We start from the raw sequence: 217 nt of genomic DNA on the forward strand, positions 1-217 counted from the left end.
CGCTGGCACTCCGGCCTGCTCGGCGCCTTGCGCCGGCTTGGTGTATTCCAGCTGCTCATCGGGCCTAAGGTCGCGTAGTTGATGCTGGAACGCCGAAACCGTCAGGCTCAGGTCCAACGCCATGCCCTCGGCATCGCTCAGCGCGACCACCGCCGGGATTTTCGGCTGGGTGTAGGGGTAATGGCGCGCCATGGCCGTTAGTCTGCCAATGGGCAGC

At 65.4% G+C, this 217-nt stretch carries 1 protein-coding gene; it reads right to left on the reverse strand.

Annotated features, from left to right (window positions below):
• Nucleotides 1–216, reverse strand: a 216-nt coding sequence (locus IAE37_RS29325; protein ID WP_236410230.1) for a hypothetical protein, incomplete at its 3' end; no start/stop codon positions are given.
• Nucleotide 217: the final 1 nt, after the last annotated feature.

The organism is Pseudomonas sp. S31 (assembly GCF_016648105.1).
Lineage (GTDB): Bacteria > Pseudomonadota > Gammaproteobacteria > Pseudomonadales > Pseudomonadaceae > Aquipseudomonas.